At 57.2% G+C, this 16,238-nt stretch carries 13 protein-coding genes and 1 riboswitch; of the genes, 7 read left to right on the forward strand and 6 right to left on the reverse strand.

The features are described from left to right. Window positions 1–10: 10 nt before the first annotated feature. The 4 genes from ALIPUT_RS05450 to ALIPUT_RS05465 are packed head-to-tail and all read right to left on the reverse strand — an operon-like array spanning window position 11 to window position 4,338. Entirely contained in the window at window positions 11–1,405 is a 1,395-nt protein-coding gene (locus ALIPUT_RS05450) for a lytic transglycosylase domain-containing protein (RefSeq protein ID WP_004328756.1), read from the reverse strand. A 7-nt stretch (window positions 1,406–1,412) separates the two neighbouring features. Beyond that, complete coding sequence (locus tag ALIPUT_RS05455; protein WP_004328757.1) at window positions 1,413–2,657, reverse strand: DUF5683 domain-containing protein; 1,245 nt, start codon at window positions 2,655–2,657, stop codon at window positions 1,413–1,415. Further along, a complete protein-coding gene (locus ALIPUT_RS05460) occupies window positions 2,658–3,554 on the reverse strand; it encodes a ParB/RepB/Spo0J family partition protein (protein WP_004328758.1) in 897 nt (298 codons plus the stop codon). It lies immediately after the preceding gene. Window positions 3,555–3,558: 4 nt separating this feature from the next. Then, the gene (locus ALIPUT_RS05465) at window positions 3,559–4,338 is read right to left on the reverse strand and encodes a ParA family protein (protein WP_022460001.1); all 780 of its coding nucleotides are present in this window, start codon (window positions 4,336–4,338) and stop codon (window positions 3,559–3,561) included. Between the two features lie 133 nt (window positions 4,339–4,471). On the opposite strand from ALIPUT_RS05465, the gene ALIPUT_RS12110 reads away from it, so the two are divergent. The 6 genes from ALIPUT_RS12110 (at window position 4,472) to ALIPUT_RS05495 (ending at window position 12,685) form a co-directional block, all read left to right on the forward strand. Continuing rightward, entirely contained in the window at window positions 4,472–5,410 is a 939-nt protein-coding gene (locus tag ALIPUT_RS12110) for a CPBP family intramembrane glutamic endopeptidase (RefSeq protein ID WP_004328760.1), read from the forward strand. 283 nt (window positions 5,411–5,693) lie between these two features. Then, window positions 5,694–6,575 carry a hypothetical protein gene (locus ALIPUT_RS05475; RefSeq protein ID WP_004328762.1) on the forward strand — a complete coding sequence of 294 codons (882 nt, stop codon included), beginning with the start codon at window positions 5,694–5,696 and terminating at the stop codon, window positions 6,573–6,575. Then, the gene (locus ALIPUT_RS05480) at window positions 6,575–7,984 is read left to right on the forward strand and encodes a peptidylprolyl isomerase (RefSeq protein ID WP_004328763.1); all 1,410 of its coding nucleotides are present in this window, start codon (window positions 6,575–6,577) and stop codon (window positions 7,982–7,984) included. Before ALIPUT_RS05475 ends, ALIPUT_RS05480 begins: the two co-directional genes overlap by 1 nt. Window positions 7,985–7,994: 10 nt before the next feature. Next, window positions 7,995–10,706, forward strand: coding sequence for an OstA-like protein (locus tag ALIPUT_RS05485; protein WP_004328764.1), 2,712 nt, complete (start codon window positions 7,995–7,997; stop codon window positions 10,704–10,706). 286 nt (window positions 10,707–10,992) lie between these two features. Next, window positions 10,993–12,180 carry an MFS transporter AraJ gene (araJ, locus tag ALIPUT_RS05490; RefSeq protein ID WP_040293240.1) on the forward strand — a complete coding sequence of 396 codons (1,188 nt, stop codon included), beginning with the start codon at window positions 10,993–10,995 and terminating at the stop codon, window positions 12,178–12,180. Then, a complete protein-coding gene (locus ALIPUT_RS05495; protein WP_004328767.1) occupies window positions 12,164–12,685 on the forward strand; it encodes an NUDIX hydrolase in 522 nt (173 codons plus the stop codon). Before araJ ends, ALIPUT_RS05495 begins: the two co-directional genes overlap by 17 nt. Window positions 12,686–12,746: 61 nt before the next feature. On the opposite strand, the gene ALIPUT_RS05500 is transcribed toward ALIPUT_RS05495, so the two are convergent. Both ALIPUT_RS05500 and ALIPUT_RS05505 read right to left on the reverse strand, forming a co-directional pair. Next, complete coding sequence (locus ALIPUT_RS05500; RefSeq protein WP_040293243.1) at window positions 12,747–14,408, reverse strand: putative transporter; 1,662 nt, start codon at window positions 14,406–14,408, stop codon at window positions 12,747–12,749. 140 nt (window positions 14,409–14,548) lie between these two features. Further along, a complete protein-coding gene (locus tag ALIPUT_RS05505) occupies window positions 14,549–14,818 on the reverse strand; it encodes a hypothetical protein (RefSeq protein WP_022460009.1) in 270 nt (89 codons plus the stop codon). Between the two features lie 200 nt (window positions 14,819–15,018). After that, a riboswitch (cobalamin riboswitch) is annotated at window positions 15,019–15,230 on the forward strand. A 170-nt stretch (window positions 15,231–15,400) separates the two neighbouring features. Here ALIPUT_RS05505 and ALIPUT_RS05510 point away from each other — a divergent pair. Further along, window positions 15,401–16,198 (forward strand): DUF4465 domain-containing protein, encoded by a 798-nt coding sequence (locus ALIPUT_RS05510; protein ID WP_004328770.1) that lies wholly within the window; start codon window positions 15,401–15,403, stop codon window positions 16,196–16,198. Window positions 16,199–16,238: the final 40 nt, after the last annotated feature.

Consider the following 16,238-nt stretch of genomic DNA (forward strand, 5'->3'; position numbering starts at 1 on the left):
CGGACGAAGATTATCGGCGGATCGGGATCCTGAGCCGTTGGCCTTCCCGCAGCTTGTTGGCGTTTTTCAGCTTGTTCAGCTTCATGATTTGTGCCGTAGTGGTTCTGTAACGGCGGGCGATCGCACCCAGCGTATCGCCTCGCTTGACCGTGTAGGTGGTGTATGCGGGGGTGGCGTCCGCGAGTTTCTTCTTTTCGATGTTGGCCGGATTGATGTACTCTTTCAGATAGGTGGAGTCCTTCCGGTGAATCTCCTCTTCGCTGGCGATGTACTGGCAGAGGTAGTGCTGGGGGAGTACCAGCGTGTAGCTTTTGATCGTAGCCGGGATGATGTCCATTTTGTATTGCGGATTGAGTGTCCGCAAAGTTTCGATGGGAATGTCGAGTGTCGAGGCTACTTGTCCCAGGTGGAGCAGGCGGGTGACGCGGATCGTATCGGTCGCCAGCGGCATGGGCGGGTTTTCGCTCTGGATACCGTGCTGCTGGTGGTAGGCATAGGCATAGGAGGCTCCGACGAAGGCCGGTACATACCCGCGAGTTTCGCGGGGCAGGTATTCGTAGATGTCCCAGAAGGTCGTCCCTCCGCCGGCGCGGGCCAGGGCTTTGTTTACGTTGCCCGGGCCGCAGTTGTAGGCGGCGATGGCGAGTGTCCAGTCGTGGTAGATGCTGTAAAGGTCCTTCAGATAACGGCAGGCGGCGCGGGTCGCTTGCACCGGGTCCCGACGTTCATCGACGAACGAATTGATCTCCAGTCCGTAACTTTTGCCTGTCGCGGGCATGAATTGCCACAGTCCGACAGCACCCATCGGAGAGGTGGCCGTGGTCGAGAGAGCCGATTCGATGATCGGCAGGGCACGCAGCTCGACGGGCAGGTCGGCCTTGATGAGCTCTTCCTCGATCAGCGGGAAATAGTAGCGTGAGAGGCTCAACACCCGGTTGATTGTCCCGTAACGGGTATCGACGTAACGGCGGATGTAGTTTTTGACGATCGGATTGAAGGGGAGTTGCACCGGTGATACGAGTGCCCGCAGGCGGTTGGCATAGACTGAATCGGGGGTCGTGTCACTCGAGGAAGCGAGGCTGTCGATGTCGATGTAGTCGTTGAAAAACGTATCGTAGGATTGCAGAGTCTGCTTTTCCCGCCAGAGAGCCACGAGCGAGTCGATCTGGGCCGGGGTGAGATTGCGATTCAGTTCCGGACAGTAAGGCTCCGTTTGCTGTACGGTCGTTTTTTCTGTCACTGTTTTCTCCGGTTTGACCGAAACGGGAGTATGGGTCGATTTCGAAGCCTGCTTTTCGGTCTTGGCTTTTCTCTTGGCACGGCGCTCTTTGCGGCTCTGGGCGGTTGCGGTCGCGCAGCCGAGGAGGATCGAAAGAAAGAGGGTGCAGGCGAGGATCTTTCTCATGATGGAATCAGAAATTCAGGTTGAAGTTGAATCCGAAAGTCGGGCGGTGTCCGCCGACGGTCGGGGAATAGACGTAATTCACCGCCGGCGTGAACTCTACGCTTAAATCGTCCGAAATGTCGTAACTTTTCAGATGAGCGTCCACATGGGCGTCGATGATTTGCAGCACGTAAAGTCCGGCAGTGATGATGATACATAAGTCGCGGTTGCGGCGGTAATTGTCCTTGAGGTTTTTGAGAAATTCCGCTGAGTACTTAGTACCGAATTCGCCCTTGGCTACAGGCGGGTCGGGATGGTGCTCCGGGTCTTTCTGGTGCTCTTCCAGGGCTTTGTCGTAGGCGCTACGATCGGAGTAGGCTTTCTTGAAACGCTTGTAGCCGCGATTGTTCCAGTCGATGGTATAGATCGTGGTTGCCAGTCCGCCTACGACGAAAGGCAGTTTCCAGTAACTTTTGTTATAGACTTGTCCGGCACCGGGGAAGATCGTGGCCAGTGTCGTGGCTTTCTTTACGGGGGAGGCGTCGTAGCGGTAGTTGACCGCCGCATCGCCCAGGAAGTAAAGGTAGGAGGCGACCGTAAGCCCGAGATAGATCTGCCTGCGCGTATTGCTGCGGATCATACGGGACTGTACGTCGTCCAACTCCTCCGTGCGGGCCGTACCGTTTTCCAGCAGGGCGTTGTATTGTCGTTTGAGAGGTTTGTAGGTGTTGTTTTCGTGGAAGAAGAGGGTCAGTCCCGCACCTACCGTTCCGTAGAGGATCGGCAGCTTCCAATATTGCTTGTTGTAGATCTGTCCGAAACCGGGCGCTACCAGCGAGATCCAACTTACGCCCGACAGCGAGATGGTATCGCGCCGGGGGCGGAGGTCTTTTCGGCCTGCGAGCGAGTCGGGCGCTCCGAGTGCTGCGGGCAGGGAGTCGGTTTTCAGAAGCAGGGCCGAGTCGGGGACGAATTGCGGGTGCAGTCTCGCAGCCAGCGAATCCCGGAGCCGCAGCGAATCGATGCCCGAACGCAGCAGCGAATCGCGCAGGGTACTGTCCTGAAGCAGAGAGTCCACCCGCATCAGTAGCAGAGAGTCCGTAAGATGGTTTTTGGCCAGGCTGTCCGGTTTGGGCATCAGACCGCTGCGCACGAAAGTTTTCGCGCTACGGTAACGGTCCAACGGAACTTGGGCCGATGCTTCGCCTGCTCCGCACAATGCGAGAAAGGCGAAAAGCACCAACAGACGGATATATCCCCGGGTGTGTTTCATCTATTTATTGTTGCGGATTTCGGCGGAAGCGCCTCTTTTCTCGAATTTTTCGATGAAGCGGTCGATGTCCCGGTCGTCCGAGAAGTCGATCACGATGCGACCGCCGCCGTTTTTCGAGCGTTTGATGCTGATCTCCTGCGAGAAGAATTTTTCGAGCTGCTCCACCAGCCGCGCATACGATTCGGGATACTCCTCGTCTTCGGCCGGAGCTGCGGGTTTTGCCGCAGGGTCGGTCAGTGCGCGGACCAGTTCCTCGATCTGGCGCACGGAGAGTCCCTTGCGGATGCACTTTTTGAGCAGGCGCAGTTGCAACTCTTCGGGAGCTCCGGCGATCGCTTTGGCGTGTCCCATCGAGATAAGCCCCTCCTTGAGGGCGAGTTGTACTTCGTTGGGCAGTTTCAAAAGGCGCATGTAGTTCGACACCGTCGAGCGTTTTTTGCCGACCTTTTCCGAGAGCGCCTCTTGCGTGAGGTTGCATTCGTCGATCAGCCGCTGCATTCCCAGGGCGATTTCGATGGCGTTGAGGTCTTCGCGCTGGATGTTCTCCACCAGGGCCATAGCATGCAGGTTCTCGTCGTCCACTTCGCGGATATAGGCGGGCAGGGACTCCAGTCCGGCTTTGCGGGCGGCCCGCCAGCGGCGTTCGCCGCTGATAATCAGGTAGCGTCCGTCGTCGGTGCGTTTGACCGTGATGGGTTGGATTACGCCCAGCGTGCGGATCGAGTCGGCCAGCTCTTCGAGCGCCTCTTCATCGAACTCCGTGCGCGGCTGCGTGGGGTTGGGGAAGATCGCCGAAACGGAGATCTCCGCCATTTCGGTCATCGGTTTGAGCCTGGCATCCAGGTGTTCGCTCCCGAAAATGGCGTCCAGACCGCGTCCTAATCCCTTCTGTTTCATAATGCTATTTTGCTTTTTGATTGCTTTTGCGGTTGCGTTTCAGGAGCTCCTTGGCCAACGTGAGGTAATTAGCCGACCCGACGGCGGAAGCATCGTACAAGATGACGGGTTTTCCGTGCGAGGGGGCTTCTCCTAAACGGATATTGCGTTGAATTATTGTGTCGAAGGCCAGCTCTCCGAAGTGGTTGCGAACTTCGTTCACCACCTGGTTGTTGAGGCGGTTGCGCATGTACATCGTCAGCACGAAGCCTTCGATTTCGAGCGCCGGGTTCAGTCCGTTCTTGACGATGCGGATGGTGTTGAGCAGCTTCGAGAGCCCTTCGAGCGCGAGGTATTCGCACTGTACGGGAATCAGCACCGTGTCTGCGGCCGTAAGGATATTCACCGTCGTATAGCCCAGCGAGGGGGAGCAGTCGATCAGGATATAGTCGTAACGGTCGCGCACGCTCTCCACGATGCGGCGGATCACGTGGTGTCCGTTCTCCATCTTCGGTAGCTCGGTGTCGGCGGCCACCAGGTCGATCGACGAGGGGAGCAGCCAGAGGTTCTTTACGTCCGGGCTTTGGAGGATTACGTCGGCCGCCGTCTTCGCTCCGGTGATGCACTCGTAAATGCCCTCCAGGTTGATATCGAAGCCCAGTCCCGACGTGGCGTTGGCCTGCGGATCGGCGTCCAGCAGGAGAACTTTCTTGCCCAGCAGCGCGAGCGACGCCGAGAGGTTGATGGCCGTGGTCGTCTTGCCCACGCCGCCTTTCTGATTGGCCAATGCGATGACCTTTGCCATGTTTGCTGATTTTAACGGGTTATAATCGGCCAAAAATACGAATTTTATCGGGAAAAACCATAACGATACCTGAAAAATGCCTATCTTCGAAGCGTAAAACAGGTCTTTATACCGAAGATAAAACATAGAAGCTATGGCACATACCGATTCCACGACTCCGTCCGATGTCCGTCCGCAAGCTCCTGTTGGGGATACTCCCGGAACATCCGATCGGGGACAAACGCCGCAACCGGCTCATAAATACCGATTTCCGACCCTTATCGACCTGTTGGCTCTGGTAGGAATCTGGTATTTGCTGCAATTCGTCGGACTGCTTGCCGCCCGTCTCGCCGGGTTCGATTTTCCGGACTGGGACTTGTTGCGCGGCAACGTCGCTCCGACGCCCGAACAACAGGACGCTCTGGCGCGTTTTACGGCTTTCACCTACCTGGTGACGATGGGACTGATGATTCTTTTCACGCTGTTCTATCGCCGCTTGCGGCACGGAACGCGCAAGACGCTGCGCTTTTCGGCGCGGGGCCTCAATCCGGTTCTGCTGCTTTGGGGACTGGTGATGATGCTGGCTGCCGGTATCGTCATCGAACCGGTGGTGGAGCTGCTTCCGATGCCTTCGTCCGCAGTTTACGGCCGGGGCTTCTGGGCGATCATTACGCTGGTGGTTATGGCTCCTCTGTTGGAAGAGTTCCTCTGTCGGGGCATCATTCTCGAGTCGGTGCGGGCCAAGTACGGCGTCGTAGCGGCTTTGTTCCTCTCGTCGGCGTTCTTCGCCGTGTTGCACGGACATCCGGCGCTGGCGGTCAATGCTTTCGTGATGGGCCTGATCCTGGGTTTCATCTACATCGAGACCAATTCGATCTTTTCGGTCGTTCTGCTCCATGCCATGAACAACGGCGCGGCTTTCCTGTTGATTATGGTCGGACTGGACGGGGCCACGATACGTTCGGTTATCGGCAGCGATACACTTTATACGATCGTTTACGTCGTTGCGCTCGTGCTTTTCGCCGCATCGGGCTATATGATCTACCGTTTGCTGGCCCGGGTGAAAAAGTTGGATAAAAATACGATCCGGTAACCTGTTGTGACGGTCGGGGGCTATTTTGCGGCGTACCGCAGGAGCGGGATCGTCGGCGGGTATCATGCAGAAGTATTGTCTGTGCCGGTTTTCCCCGGATTATCTGCACCGGAGCATCCGGTTTTTTCGATACGATAAATTAGGGCGTAATGTAATATTCGGGATGCACGGTACGTTAGGTTCGGGTAAAAAGTATCTTTTTTAGACGATAGGATGCGCCTCGGCTTAACTCAAATAAATTTGGTTAGGCTCTCGGCTTTCATTATCTTTGTCCCTTGTAGTTATGAGTTTTTGTGCCAAAATAGGAGCTGTTCTGCTGCTCGTACTTGCGGTAGGGTGCCAGGAAGTGCCCCGCTATTGGGGCGGAGGTCGGGTCGTGTTGGCCGAGGCTGCCGGTAGAAAATTGTACGCGCGAGAGGTTAAGGCTGCGATTCCGAAGGGAGTGGTCGGCGAGGACAGCGTGGCTTTCGTAAACCGTTATGTCGAAAAGTGGGTGCACAAACAGCTTAAATTGCACGAGGCCGAAGAACTTTTCTCCGATGCCGAGCAGGACATCGATTCGCTGGTCGAGGAGTACCGCCAGGCGTTGTTGATCCGTAAGTTCGACCAGCATCTGATCGAGGAGCGCATCGATACGCTCGTTACCGCCGATCAGATTGCTGCCTATCACCGTGAACACGCGTCGGATTTCAAGGTCAATCAAACCCTGGTCAAGGGGCGGATCGTTCGCTTCGACGCCAACAACCGGCAGGCGCCGAAGCTGCGCAAGTTGATGACGCAGCCCGGCTCATCCCGGCAGCAAGAGTTCGCCGACATCTGTACCAAGAACAATTTCGTACTGAACGATTTCTCCTCTTCGTGGGTGACCTTCTCCGAGTTTCTGGGCTATCTGCCCACATTGCGCAACCAGAGTTACGACGCCCTGCTCTCCTCGCGGGCCGTACAGGAGATGAGCGACGGTCATTCGCGCTACTATTTCGAAATAAGCGACGTGCTTCGTCCGGGCGATCCCGAACCGCTGGAGCGCAGCGAGGCGATCGTGCGCCGCATCCTCTACAACCAGCGGCAGAACGAGATCATTCGGGCCTACGACGAGGAGGTTTACCGAAAAGCGGTCGAGGAGGGGAGAGTGAAGATCCATGAAGAAGAAAAAATAGAGAACTGATGAGCAAGAAGATTCTGTTTTGCGCAGCGTTGGTGCTGGCGATTTTTGCAGGGGCCGCCCAGAAGCGGCAGGTGATGCTGGACCGCGTGGTGGCCGTCGTCGGCGGATCGTCGATCCTCTGGTCGGAGGTGGACGAATATGCGGGCGAGCTGGTGGAACAGCGCCGCCAGCAGGGTTACACTTCGGACCGCGATCCCCACGACGAAGCGCTCGAACAACTGCTGATGCAGAAGCTGCTGTTCAATCAGGCGCTCATCGATTCGGTGGATGTCAGCTATTCGGGCATCGCACAGCGGGTGGAAGCCCATTTGCAGGCGCTCATCGACGATGCGGGTTCTATCGCCGCGCTCGAAACCAAACAGCATATGCCGATCTTCAACGTGCGCGAAATGCTGCGTCAGCGTTACGAGGAGCAGGCATACGCCCAGGCTATGCAGAGTTCCGTAGTAGGGAAAATCAAGGTGATTCCCGGCGAGGTGGAGCGTTACTACAAGAAGACCGATCCGGACAGTCTGCCGACTATCCCCGAACAGTACGTTTATGCCCAGATCACCCGTTTCCCGGCGTCGATCAAGGAGGCCAAGCAGCGCACCAAGGAGCGGTTGCTGGATATGCGCGAGCGCATCATCAAGGGGCAGACCCGTTTCGACATCATGGCCCGCATGTATTCGATGGACGGTTCGGCCATCAGTGGCGGCGAACTGGACCCCCAGCCTTTGGACGGGTTCGTGCGGCAGTTTGCGGACGCATTGGCCGATCTGAAGCCGGGACAGGTTTCCGAGGTCGTCGAAACGCAATACGGTTATCACCTGATTCAGTTGATCGACCAGAAGGGGCGTATGTACCATGCGCGTCATATCGTGTTGCGACCCTCCTATACGCTCGAGGAGCTGGCGGCTCCGGCCCGTATGCTGGACAGTATCGCAAACCTGATCCGTAAGGATTCGATTACTTTCGAGGAGGCGGCCCGGAAGTTTTCCGACGACGATAATTCGAAGATGAACGGCGGCGTGGTGACCAACCACGATTTGCTGGAACTTACTCAAAGGTGGGAAGCAAGTTATACCGAAACACGCTTCATGAAAGAAGATTTCGGCCGGGCCGGTGGCAAGAGCCTCGACGACTACAATGCCCTGCGCAATCTTAAGGAGGGCGAAATTTCCGACGCCTATCAGACCGAAGACTGGATGGGCAACCAGCTCAGCAAGATCGTCAAGCTCGTGAAGGTGATCCCTCCGCACAAGGTTTCGCTCGACGAGGACTATATTCGCGTCGAACAGCTGGCGCTGAACGCCAAACGCGAGAAAGTGTTCAAGGAGTGGCTCGACAAGAAGATCGAGGGCATGTACATTTATATCGATCCCGAATTTCGGGACGGAGAGTTCGAAAATAAGAACTGGGTAAAATAGAGATCGTCCGATGCCGAAGGGATTGCGAAAAATAGTGTGCGCACTGCTGGTCGCAGGTGTCGCCGGAGGTGTGATCCTCGCGGGGAACAGGCCGCTGGCCGTTCCCGTTGCGGGTGTTCAGACCCCGTCGGCTCCGGGTGCTCCGGCCCAGGACCCCGAGTCGAACAAGGTGGTCGATTTCGTCGCCGACCGGGGATATCCCATTCCTTACGGCGATACGACCGCGACAGTGCTCGTAGGGCATTTCGCGGCCCAGCACAACGGGGCGGTCATTACCTGCGACAGCGCGATCCGCTACAACGACAAGCGCATCGAGTGCTTCGGCAACGTACTGATCAATAAAAAAGAGACATACATTTACGGCGACCGGGCCGACTACAACGGTGAGATCAACGAGGCGCGGGTCTATGCTCCGCTGGTGAAGGTCGTCGATGGGGATGCGACGCTCTATACTTATGATTTCCGGTTCAATACGCTGGACAATATTGGTACTTTCAGCGGAGGCGGTATGCTGACCAACCGCGAGAATCACCTCGAATCCGACCGGGGCTACTATTATGCCGATACGCACCAGATTATCTGTGTGGATCGTGTCGAGATGCGCAACGACAAGTACGAACTCAAGGGCGATTCGGTGGTGTACGATACGGATACCGACCAGGCTCATTTCTTCGAGCGAACCAACATCTGGAACGAAGGCGGCGATTACATTTATGCCGACCGGGGACGTTACGAAAAGCCGCGCGAGCTTTACGTGCTGACTCGCAACGGGTATGTGATGACCGAAAAGCAGGAGCTGTGGAGCGACAGCCTCGACTATTACCGGGAGTCCGGGCATGCTCTTTTGTTCCGGAATATCCAGATCGACGACGCCGAGCACAAAGTGCTCGCTTTCGGCGATTACGGCGAATATTGGAAGGAGCCGGGCAATGCTCTGCTCACGCAGCGACCTTCGGTGGTCAGCTACGATACGAGTCAGAGCGATTCGCTCTATATGTGTGCCGATTCGATGTTTCTTTATACGATCTCGAAGAGCGAGCAGGCACGTGCCGATTCGTTGGCGAAGGTGAAGGCAAAGGCGGCAGATTCTCTGGCCGGCTCTAAGGGGGGATCGTCTGTGGATTCACTGGCTGCGAAACCGAGTGCTGCGGATCCAAAAGCCTCGCAGGATGGATCGCAGGCGGATGCCGCTGCTCCGCAGGCTGCGGCCGGAGCCGTCGAAACCTCGTCCGAAACTGCGGATGCCGGTTCTGGTTCCGCTGCAGAACCCATAGCGGCTGTTCCGGCTGAAAAAGGAGGAACGGGGGGCGATTCTCTGGATGCCGCCCCAGCAATAGATACGCTTCTTTCCGACAGCCTTGATCGGGTGGGGGGCGGAATGACCCCTGCCGATTCCGTGGCCGCCGTTTCTGCGGTGGATACGCTTTTTTCCGACAGCCTTGCGCAGGCCGGTCCAAAATCGCTTCCTGCGGATTCTTCCGTGCATATTCTTTCCAAGCGGGAGCGGAAAGCCCAGGCCGACAGCTTGAAAGCTCAATTGCGGGCACAGGCCGACAGCATAGCGTCCGTGAAAAAGGCGCAGGCGGCAGCGGCCCGCAAGGAGAAGCTGGCGCAGATCGCCAAAGCACGTCAGGCTCGGGCTACTGCCAAGCTCGACGCTGCGAAACAGAAGGAGGAGGCATTGCGCAGAAAGAACCTGGAGCGCCGCGCCGAACGTATGGAGAAAATCTGGGCCAAGCGGCGTGCCAAAACCGGGAAGGCGATCCTGAAAGGCAAGCTTCCGGCGTCGGCTCTCGATTCGCTGGTCGCCGACTCCCTGCGGGAGGCCAGGGCTTTTGCCGCGTTGGATTCTTTGTTCCGGGACTCTCTTGCTGCGGATTCGCTGGGACGCGATTCCATGCAGCTCGATTCGCTCAAGGCCGGGGTTGCGGCAGCGGACTCTTTGCGGGGGGATTCGATCGCTGCACCTGCTGGAGATTCCCTCTACCGGTTGGTCAAGGGGTATCGCCGGGTAAAGATCTTCCGCAACGACTTCCAGGCGGTCTGCGATTCCCTGGTGGCCGTTTCCACGGACTCGATGATCCTGCTCTATATCGATCCCGTGCTTTGGAATCAGGACAACCAGATCACTTCGGACGTGATGAAGATCTATACCGAAAACTCCAAACTCCAGAAAGCGGAATTCGTCGGCCGTCCGGTTATGTCGAGCGAGATCGACACGATGACTTACAACCAGGTGACGGGCAAGCTGATTACTGCCTATTTCCGCAATAACAAGATCTATCGCAACGACGTGGACGGTAACGTGCAGACCATCTATTATATGCAGGAGGACGATTCGCCCGAACCGGTGGGGTTGATGTCCATCCAAAGCGGTGCGGCTACCTACTATATCGACAACAATACGGTCGAAGGCATTACCTACCGCAATCAGCCGGTCTATTCGATTTTCCCGATGGATAAGATTCCGGAGACGCAGGCTCTTTTTCTCGAAGATTTCAAGTGGGAGGGACACCGGCGCCCGGCGCTTCGGGAGGTTTTCGACCGGACGATTCGCCCTTCGGAGCGTGCGGAGAAGAGTGCGCTGCCGCGACCCGATTTTCCGATCACGCGCCGTATCGAGGAGTATAAAAAGTTGCTCATCGAGTCCGGAACCTGGGTGGACCGCGATGACAAGCTGACGCCCGAAGCGCTCGAGTGGCTTCACTGGCTGGGGTATTGATCTCAGTCATACGGCTCTCTTTGGGCTTTCGGATAGGATATAATCGGCCCTCCCGGATTCATCCCGTTAGGGAGAATCCGGGAGGGCCGGTTTGTCAGGTCGGTGAGAAATTCTTTCGTTTTAGGCGGAAGAGGGGAAGATATGCGCTATTTTTGTTCTCCGAATCAAAAGACCGTGCTTCGGACGCGCCGTATTGTCGAGCTGCGGAGCGGTCCGAAGAATGCGAAAGTTGCGAAAGAGATTCCGTACTCCGGAGTGCGGAGCCGTCGGTAAAAAGAGTCGATTTATGAAAAAGAGTTTGATCGCCCTGGCTTTCGGCACGTTGGCTCTCGGTATGGCCGAGTTCGTCATGATGGGGATTCTGCCCGATGTGGCGAGGGATTTAGGCGTTTCCATCCCCCGGGCCGGGGACCTGATTTCGGCCTATGCCATCGGGGTTTGCGTCGGGGCTCCCGCGACGGTGCTCATCGCACGTAAGCGGGCGTTGAAGGGGATTCTGCTCGCTCTTGCCGCTCTTATTGTCCTGGGTAACGTCTGCGCTTCGCTGGCGCCCGACTTTTGGATGCTCTTGGCGATGCGGTTCGTGTCGGGCCTGCCTCACGGGGCTTTCTTCGGCGTAGGTTCGATCGTTGCGGAGCGGGTGGCCGATCCGGGACACAAAACCCAGGCCGTGTCTATCATGATCCTCGGGATGACTGTCGCCAACCTGTTCTGTGTGCCGTTGGGTACCTATTTGGGCAGCTATCTTTCGTGGCGGCTGGCTTTCGGGATGGTCGGGCTGTGGGGAATTATGGCTCTGCTGCTGATCGCCCGCTGGGTGCCTGCCCTGCCGGCGCTGCCCGATACGGGATTGAAGGGGCAATTCCGGTTCCTCGGTTCGCGGGCTCCCTGGCTGATTCTGTTGGCTACGCTGCTGGCCAATGGAGGTGTTTTCTGCTGGTACAGCTACGTGACTCCGACCATGACGCGTGTGGCGGGCATCCCCGGGCAGGCGATGACAGCCGTGATGATGGTCGCGGGGCTGGGAATGCTGGTGGGTAATCTCGCGGGCGGGCATCTGTCGGACCGCTTCTCTCCCGAACGGGTCGCCCGCTTTATTCAGGGGATGATCTGTCTGTTGCTCGTAGGGATCTTCTTCGCGGCTCGGATCGACTGGCTCGTGATTCCGCTGATGTTCCTGACGACGGCTTCGCTCTTCGGGGTTTCATCGCCCCAGCAACTGCTTATTTTGGAGAATGCGCCGGGCGGGGAGATGCTCGGCGCCGCGTCGATCCAGATCGCGTTCAACCTCGGTAACGCTTTGGGTGCCTACTTCGGCGGTCTGCCGATCAGTTTCGGCCTGGGGCCTCAATATGCCGCCCTGCCCGGTGCGGCGATGGCCCTGCTGGGCTTCGTCATGTTCTCCGTCTATTGCAGTCTTTACGGTCGGAATAAAACTCATAGAATATTGTCGGAAAATGAAATGCGCGGATAATCGGGAAGAGCTGTTCCCGGTGGTCGATGCTGCCGGACGTGTCGTCGGCCGGGCCACGCGGGGCGAGTGCCACGGCGGGTCGATGCTGTTGCATCCGGTGGTGCACCTCCATCTGTTCAACTCCCGTGGGGAGCTTTACCTGCAAAAACGTCCGGCGTGGAAGGATATCCAGCCCGGACGGTGGGATACGGCCGTAGGCGGCCATGTGGATTGGGGGGAAGAGCCTCTCGTTGCCCTGCGGCGCGAGGTGCGCGAGGAGGTCGGCGTGACGGATTTCGAGCCGCAGCACGTGCTGACCTACCTGTTCGAGTCGGAACGCGAACGGGAGTTGGTCTATGTCTATAAGACGGTGTACGATGGGCCTGTCGTACCGAGCGGCGAGTTGGACGGAGGTCGCTTCTGGACACTGCGCGAGATCGCCGAAGGAGTGGGCGGCGGGATCTTTACCCCCAATTTCGAAGGCGAGATCCGCCGTGTGGCGGAGCTGCCGGATGTCGGGCGTTGAGTCCCCGGTTCCGTTCGCTGCGCCTCTTCGGAACGCAGGGCGGTCTGCCGTCCGGCGACCGCTAAATAAAGCACATGATCAGAATCTGAATGATGATGACCCGCAGGAACATGCATACGGGATAGACCGTCGCGTACGCCACGGCCGGATGATCGCCGGGGATCGAGTCGTTGGCATAGTTCAGCGCCATCGGGTTGGCCATGCTGCCGCACATGATGCCGGCTACCTGTCCGAAATCGAGTTTGAAGAACCGCAGCGACAGGGCGGCTACGATAACGATGGGGACGAACGTGAGGAGGAATCCCAGTCCGATCCAGAGCATTCCTTCGGGGCGCATGATCGTTTCGACGAAATGGGCGCCCGCTTCGAGCCCCAGGCAGGCCAGATAGAGCGACAGTCCCAATGCCCGGAGCATCAGGTTGGCGCTCAACGTGGTGTAGGTGACGATGTGGATGCGGGGGCCGAAGGTCCCGATCAGGATGCCGAGGATGATCGGGCCGCCTGCGAGTCCCAGTTTGACAGGGAGACTGATACCCGGTACCGCGAAAGGGATGCTTCCCAGCAGCAGGCCCAGGAGCAAACCGATGAAAACCGGAATCAGGTTGGGTTCGTCGAGCTGTTTGACGGCATTGCCGAGGATTTTTTCGACGCCTTCGATCGCCTGCGCTTCACCCACTACCGTCAGGCTGTCGCCCAGTTGCAGCGTGAGATCGGGCGTGGCGAGCAGTTGTACGCCCGAACGATGCACCCGGCTGATGTTGATGCCGTACAGGTTTCGCAGACGCAGCGAGCTGAGTTTGCGGCCGTTGATTTCGGGGCGGGTGACGATGATCGACCGGGAGATGAGCTGGCTGTCCAATGCGTTCCAGTCGATGTCGTGCGTATTCCAGTCTTTCTGTACCCGCTCGCCGAAGAGGAGTTCCAGTGCCTGCACGTCGTCCGGCGAGGTGATTACCAGTACCAGATCACCCGATTCGAGGGTCGAGTCCGAAGTCGGAATCGAAACCTGCCCGGCACGCCAAAGGCGGGAGATGACGAAATGGTGGTGGCTGTATGCCGCGACGTCGCGGATGCTTTTACCGACGACGCCGGGGTTGGAAATCTTGAATTCGACGATGAAGATATTCTTTTTATGTTCGGCGTCCGGTTGCGGAATGTCCGAGGGCCGGGCGAAGAGTTTGCGTACGGCGATGATGCCCAGAATCACGCCTACGACACCCAGCGGGTAGGTCAATGCACAGCCCAGCGTGGCGTTGTTGCTGTCCAACTGCATCTGCGAGAGCATCTGTTGTGCCGCACCGAGCGCCGGGGTGTTGGTCGTGGCGCCGCACAGGATGCCTGCCATGTCGCTCATGGGAACACGGGTCGCATAGCCGAGCCCTACGGCCAGTGCCGAACCTGTCAGGACGATGAGCGTGGCGAGCGAAACCAGCCGGATGCCGCCCGAGCGGAGCGAACTGAAGAAACCGGGGCCGACCTGCAATCCCAATGCATAGACGAAGAGTACGAGCCCGAAACTTTCGGCGAAAGCCAGCATCGAAGGATCGACCGAGAGTCCGAAATGGCCCGCTGCGATGCCGATGAAGAAAACGAACGTCACGCCGAGCGAAATTCCGAAAAAACGCACTTTGCCCAGCATCATGCCGAACACCGAGATCAGCGAGAGCACGACGACGGCTTGAATGGCCGAATGTTGGGTAAAAAGATCCGTAAACCAGTCCATTTTGTTTCGTTCCGGGATTGTTCCGGCTGCAAAAATAGCTGTTTTTTCCGAATGGAGATGTGCGGATGCCTCTTTTTGCCGGATCGCAGGAATGAACGGGCCGAATATCCTTATTGCCAGGGACGGGCGTATCCGTCGGATCATTTCCGGGGAGAGGGTGTATGGCGCCTTGTCGGGAAGCGCTCTCTTCGCATTTTCGGAGTAGGCCGGCCGGCGAGTTCGCGGAGCGTGTCGCCGTTGGCGCGGAGGATGGTCAGGATGCGCTCCTCGGAGAGAAAGAATTCCTCTTCGGAGAGGATTTTCAGGGTGTCGTCGAAGCGCAGACGCTGCGTTTCGGTCCAGTAGTGATAGCGGTGGCAGAGCATTTCGTCGCGTCGGGCGATCAGGGCTTTGTTGCGTCCTCGGGGCATGTCGTGTGTTTTTTAGTCGGATGAAACAGTGTCATTGCCGTCCGGAAGAGTCCGGCGACAGGCGGAAATCGAAAAAATAGAGAAAGGATGGGCGCCCGTTTCGGGAAACGGGAAGGGCGCGTCTGCAAATATACGCTGACGAAAAGGCGAAGTCAAGAGGTCGTCGTGTTTTTTTGAGTTTTCGAATTAAATATTATTCGTATATTTGCACCCGCAAAAGGTATCCGTATGTTTTTTCGAAGCGTGCGGAGTAATAGGGAATCCGGTGCGAATCCGGAACAGTGCTCGCTGCTGTAAGTCCTGTTTCCTTTCGGGGAATAGTTCGATCGCTCTCTTTTGCCACTGGCCATGAAGCCGGGAAGGCGCGACGGACGGGATGAGTCAGAAGACCTGCCTTTGCACGAAGATTTTACACCTGCGGGTCACGGGATGGAATCACGAATGTCGGTTGCTCTGTTTGCTCGATTTCCCCATTCAGTCGATTTTTCCGGACCCGGTGTTGCCATGAGTCCCCGAAGCGTATGCTTTGCGGCGATCTTTCGTACAGGAGGAAACATACAATTTATTAAATAATAAAAGATTATGAAAAAAAGAGTATTTTTGGCTTTGCTGGCTGCGGCTGCGGTAACTTTCGTCGGATGTTCGAAGGACGACGACGGGCCGGACGAAGGACCCCAGACCTATACGATCACTTTCGAGGGCGACGACTGGTCGCCGCTGGTGGTGGCGAACTATAACGGCGGTAAGGCGATGTCCGTAGTTTACGAAGATAAGGCGTACACCTGGACCGATCAGACCACGCAGCTGACTTCGCCCTGTCCCGAAGGTTGGGGATACCCGTTTATGGTATCGTCCTACAACTCCAAGGATATCGAGAAGTTCAACACCTACGAGCTTGACCTTTACCTATACAATGCCCGGAACGAGGATGCTACTACGGGCGGCGGCCACGACGGATCGGATAATTTCCTTATCGGTTACGGTAACTACGACGAGGCGCATCCCGACTATGGCGACAGCCGTCCTATTTTCGCTTTCGCCGATGGTGTGGCGCGTACGATCCAGAGCTGCTATATCAATTCGACCTGTTATTTCCTGAGTGTGGCAGCCAAGGGCAATGCTCTCGCACCTGCGCTTGAAGAGGGCCAGGATGTACTGATTCATGCTACGGGCTACGATGCCGCAGGTAAGGAGACCGGCACCGTGACGATGACTTTCGCATCGAAGGACAAGCTGATTAAGGAGTGGACCAAATGGGACCTCTCTTCGCTGGGCAAGGTGGCGAAGGTTCGTTTCAATATGACGGGCGGCCCCGATAACGGCTATGGCTTCTCGATGCCGGCCTATTATGCTCTGGATGACATTACGATCGAGCTGTAATGTTTTTCCGGAGAGTTTCCGGACCGATTTCGGCGATCGT

Origin of the sequence: Alistipes putredinis DSM 17216 (assembly GCF_000154465.1) — a bacterium.
Taxonomy (GTDB): domain Bacteria; phylum Bacteroidota; class Bacteroidia; order Bacteroidales; family Rikenellaceae; genus Alistipes; species Alistipes putredinis.